This window comes from Geodermatophilus sp. SYSU D01119 (assembly GCF_054049975.1).
Genome location: NZ_JBJGYL010000059.1, coordinates 1 through 5,393 on the forward strand (window position 1 = coordinate 1; position 5,393 = coordinate 5,393).

General features: G+C 60.1%; 2 rRNA genes. Both read right to left on the reverse strand.

From position 1 onward, the window contains the following. Nucleotides 1-63 precede the first annotated feature (63 nt). Nucleotides 64-3,208 (reverse strand): 23S ribosomal RNA (locus ACI79X_RS23335). A 521-nt stretch (nucleotides 3,209-3,729) separates the two neighbouring features. Continuing rightward, nucleotides 3,730-5,246, reverse strand: a 16S ribosomal RNA gene (locus tag ACI79X_RS23340). The 16S and 23S rRNA genes sit together here, the layout of an rRNA operon. Between the last annotated feature and the right edge of the window lie 147 nt (nucleotides 5,247-5,393).

The following is a 5,393-nucleotide window of genomic DNA, read 5'->3' on the forward strand; positions in this document are numbered from 1 at the left end:
GCGTTCAGAGCTGCACAGTGGACGCTTTGTGTGAACACCTGTCTTGTGTTGGCAGGAAGGTGTGTGGTCAAGCCCTCGGCCTGTTAGTACCGGTCAGCTCCACACCTCGCGGTGCTTCCACTTCCGGCCTATCAACCCGCTGGTCTGGGCGGGGGCCTTACCCCATTGACTGGGTGAGAGACCTCATCTCGAAGCGAGCTTCCCGCTTAGATGCTTTCAGCGGTTATCCCTGCCGAACGTAGCCAACCAGCAGTGCACCTGGCGGTACAACTGGCACACCAGAGGTTCGTCCGTCCCGGTCCTCTCGTACTAGGGACAGCTCTTCTCAAGTCTCTTACGCGCACGGCGGATAGGGACCGAACTGTCTCACGACGTTCTAAACCCAGCTCGCGTACCGCTTTAATGGGCGAACAGCCCAACCCTTGGGACCTACTCCAGCCCCAGGATGCGACGAGCCGACATCGAGGTGCCAAACCATCCCGTCGATATGGACTCTTGGGGAAGATCAGCCTGTTATCCCCGGGGTACCTTTTATCCGTTGAGCGACACCGCTTCCACATGCCGGTGCCGGGTCACTAGTCCCAGCTTTCGCTCCTGCTCGACCCGTCGGTCTCACAGTCAAGCTCCCTTGTGCACTTGCACTCGACACCTGATTGCCAACCAGGCTGAGGGAACCTTTGGGCGCCTCCGTTACATTTTGGGAGGCAACCGCCCCAGTTAAACTACCCACCTGACACTGTTCCTGATCCGGATCACGGACCGAGGTTAGACATCCAATTCGACCAGAGTGGTATTTCAACGGCGACTCCACCGACACTGGCGTGCCGGCTTCACAGTCTCCCACCTATCCTACACAAGCCGAACCGAACACCAATATCAAGCTGTAGTGAAGGTCCCGGGGTCTTTCCGTCCTGCCGCGCGTAACGAGCATCTTTACTCGTAGTGCAATTTCGCCGAGCCTGTGGTTGAGACAGCTGAGAAGTCGTTACGCCATTCGTGCAGGTCGGAACTTACCCGACAAGGAATTTCGCTACCTTAGGATGGTTATAGTTACCACCGCCGTTTACTGGCGCTTGAGTTCTGAGCTTCGCACACACGAGGTGCACTAACCCGTCCCCTTAACGTTCCAGCACCGGGCAGGCGTCAGTCCGTATACATCGTCTTACGACTTCGCACGGACCTGTGTTTTTAGTAAACAGTCGCTTCTCACTGGTCTCTGCGGCCACCCACCGCTGCCCACTGCAAGAGTGTTGACGGTAGACGGCCCCCCTTCTCCCGAAGTTACGGGGGCATTTTGCCGAGTTCCTTAACCACAGTTCGCTCGATCGCCTCGGTATTCTCTACCTGACCACCTGAGTTGGTTTGGGGTACGGGCCGCTCGGAACTCGCTAGAGGCTTTTCTCGGCAGCATAGGATCATCGGATTCGCCTCATTCGGCTATGCGTCAGGCCTCACCCTGTATGCGGTGCGGATTTGCCTACACCACGGGCCACACCCTTGCACCGGTACTACCACTCACCGGCCCGACTACCTTCCTGCGTCACCCCATCGCTTGCCTACTACCAGTCCGGGTCCCCAGCTACTCCCACCCACTCCTCCGAAGAGCAGTGAGCGGTTTCGGTGGGTCAGCATCGCTGGGTTCAGCATGGGCGTTCCTTCGCGGGTACGGGAATATCAACCCGTTGTCCATCGACTACGCCTGTCGGCCTCGCCTTAGGTCCCGACTCACCCTGGGCGGATTAGCCTGGCCCAGGAACCCTTGGTCTTCCGGCGGGGGAGGTTCTCACTCCCCTCTCGCTACTCATGCCTGCATTCTCACTCGTGTGGCGTCCACGGCTGGATTCCTCCGCCGCTTCACCCGCCACACGACGCTCCCCTACCCACCCACGAACCTGGCCGGCCCTCACGAAGAGAGTCGGCGGGATACCTCGTGGATGCCACGGCTTCGGCGGTGTGCTTGAGCCCCGCTACATTGTCGGCGCGGAACCACTTGACCAGTGAGCTATTACGCACTCTTTCAAGGGTGGCTGCTTCTAAGCCAACCTCCTGGTTGTCTCTGCGATCCCACATCCTTTTCCACTTAGCACACGCTTAGGGGCCTTAGCCGATGATCTGGGCTGTTTCCCTCTCGACTACGAACCTTATCGCCCGCAGTCTCACTGCCGCGCTCTCACTTACCGGCATTCGGAGTTTGGTTGACGTCAGTAACCTTGTGGGGCCCATCGGCCATCCAGTGCTCTACCTCCGGCAAGAAACACGCGACGCTGCACCTAAATGCATTTCGGGGAGAACCAGCTATCACCGGGTTTGATTGGCCTTTCACCCCTACCCACAGCTCATCCCCCAGGTTTTCAACCCTGGTGGGTTCGGTCCTCCACGCGGTCTTACCCGCGCTTCAACCTGGCCATGGGTAGATCACCCGGCTTCGGGTCTAGAGCACGCGACTGATGCGCCCTGTTCGGACTCGCTTTCGCTACGGCTACCCCACACGGGTTAACCTCGCCACGTACCGCTAACTCGCAGGCTCATTCTTCAAAAGGCACGCAATCACCGCCCGCGCACGAGGCGCGGATTCACGGCTCTCACGGCTTGTAGGCACACGGTTTCAGGTACTATTTCACTCCCCTCCCGGGGTACTTTTCACCTTTCCCTCACGGTACTTGTCCGCTATCGGTCACCAGGGAGTATTCAGGCTTAGCGGGTGGTCCCGCCAGATTCACACCGAATTCCACGGGCTCGGTGCTACTTGGGAACACGACAACAAGGAGGCGCAGCGTTTTCGTGTACGGGGCTCTCACCCTCTACGGCGACCCCTTCCAGAGGCCTTCCACTAACAACTGCGCTTTCTCACTCCCCGCCAGTCCGGCAGAACTGGCACGATCGGTCCCACGACCCCGCCTCCACAACCCCTGCCGGGTATCACATGAAGACGGTTTAGCCTCATCCGCTTTCGCTCGCCACTACTCACGGAATCACGGTTGTTTTCTCTTCCTGTGGGTACTGAGATGTTTCACTTCCCCACGTTCCCTCCGCACGCCCTATGTGTTCAGGCGCGGGTCACACCACATGACTGGTGCGGGGTTCCCCCATTCGGACACCCTCGGATCAACGCTCGGTTGGCAGCTCCCCGAGGCTTATCGCAGCCTCCCACGTCCTTCATCGGCTCCTGGTGCCCAGGCATCCACCGTGTGCCCTCAACATCTTGGCCACACACAAACCTACAAACACGCGAACTCTGGCATCACTCGAAACCCGCCCACACCCCGCAAGGAGCGCGCACGGGCAAGCAATACAGAGAATCAAAGATGCTCGCGTCCACTGTGCAGTTCTCAACGACCAACCCGCGACCTCCGACACCGACCCCACCCGACCCCCACCGGTGTCCCGCAGGACGGTGGAGCGTTGTGAGATCCCGGAGGCCCGGAGAGACAGCACCCCCGCCCGCGCCGGCTCGCACCGGCGGACGGGGCCCGCTCCCTCAGGACCCAACAGCGTGCCTACGACCGACCCGACTCCCCCGACCCCCGTTCCCCGCACCGGCGCCCGAAGACGCGATGCCGTACTAGGAGGCCGCAGCAGCGGCCGGCCGAACTGGTCAGCGTTCCACCCTCGAGCACCACCCCACCAGCCCGCGACTCCTCACAGTTGAGAAGCCATCCCGCGGTGGGCGTGGCTCTGGGCCGACAGACACTCCCCGAGAGAAGCGGTCCACCGGCCAGTGCTCCTTAGAAAGGAGGTGATCCAGCCGCACCTTCCGGTACGGCTACCTTGTTACGACTTCGTCCCAATCGCCGATCCCGCCTTCGACGGCTCCCTCCACAAGGGTTGGGCCACCGGCTTCGGGCGTTACCGACTTTCGTGACGTGACGGGCGGTGTGTACAAGGCCCGGGAACGTATTCACCGCAGCGTTGCTGATCTGCGATTACTAGCGACTCCAACTTCATGGGGTCGAGTTGCAGACCCCAATCCGAACTGAGACCGGCTTTTTGGGATTCGCTCCACCTCGCGGTATCGCAGCCCTTTGTACCGGCCATTGTAGCATGTTTGCAGCCCTAGACATAAGGGGCATGATGATTTGACGTCATCCCCACCTTCCTCCGAGTTGACCCCGGCAGTCTCCCATGAGTCCCCACCATCACGTGCTGGCAACATGGAACGAGGGTTGCGCTCGTTGCGGGACTTAACCCAACATCTCACGACACGAGCTGACGACAACCATGCACCACCTGTGCACGACCCCGAAGGACACGACATCTCTGCCGCTTTTCCGTGCATGTCAAGCCTAGGTAAGGTTCTTCGCGTTGCATCGAATTAAGCAACATGCTCCGCCGCTTGTGCGGGCCCCCGTCAATTCCTTTGAGTTTTAGCCTTGCGGCCGTACTCCCCAGGCGGGGCGCTTAATGCGTTAGCTGCGGCACGGAGACCGTGGAATGGCCCCCACACCTAGCGCCCAACGTTTACGGCGTGGACTACCAGGGTATCTAATCCTGTTCGCTCCCCACGCTTTCGCTCCTCAGCGTCAGTTTCGGCCCAGAGACCCGCCTTCGCCACCGGTGTTCCTCCTGATATCTGCGCATTTCACCGCTACACCAGGAATTCCAGTCTCCCCTGCCGAACTCAAGTCCGCCCGTATCGACTGCAGGCCCGGAGTTGAGCTCCGGGTTTTCACAGCCGACGCGACGAACCGCCTACGAGCTCTTTACGCCCAATAATTCCGGACAACGCTTGCACCCTACGTATTACCGCGGCTGCTGGCACGTAGTTGGCCGGTGCTTCTTCTGCAGGTACCGTCACTTGCGCTTCGTCCCTGCTGAAAGAGGTTTACAACCCGAAGGCCGTCATCCCCCACGCGGCGTCGCTGCGTCAGGCTTCCGCCCATTGCGCAATATTCCCCACTGCTGCCTCCCGTAGGAGTCTGGGCCGTGTCTCAGTCCCAGTGTGGCCGGTCACCCTCTCAGGCCGGCTACCCGTCGTCGCCTTGGTAGGCCACTACCCCACCAACAAGCTGATAGGCCGCGGGCCCATCCCCAGCCGGAAACCCTTTCCACCACCATCCATGCGGACAGCGGTGAACATCCGGTATTAGCCCCAATTTCTTGGAGTTATCCCAGAGCCGGGGGCAGGTTGCCCACGTGTTACTCACCCGTTCGCCACTGATCCCCTCCGAAGAGGTTCACCGTTCGACTTGCATGTGTTAAGCACGCCGCCAGCGTTCGTCCTGAGCCAGGATCAAACTCTCCGTAGATGATCTGATACCGGCTGAGAACCGCGACCTGACAGATCGCGATATCAATCAACCAAAGGAATCCCACCCAGACCACCAAAGGCCCGGGACGGGGTATTACTTGGCACTGACTTTCGGCACGCTGTTGAGTTCTCAAGGAGCGGACGC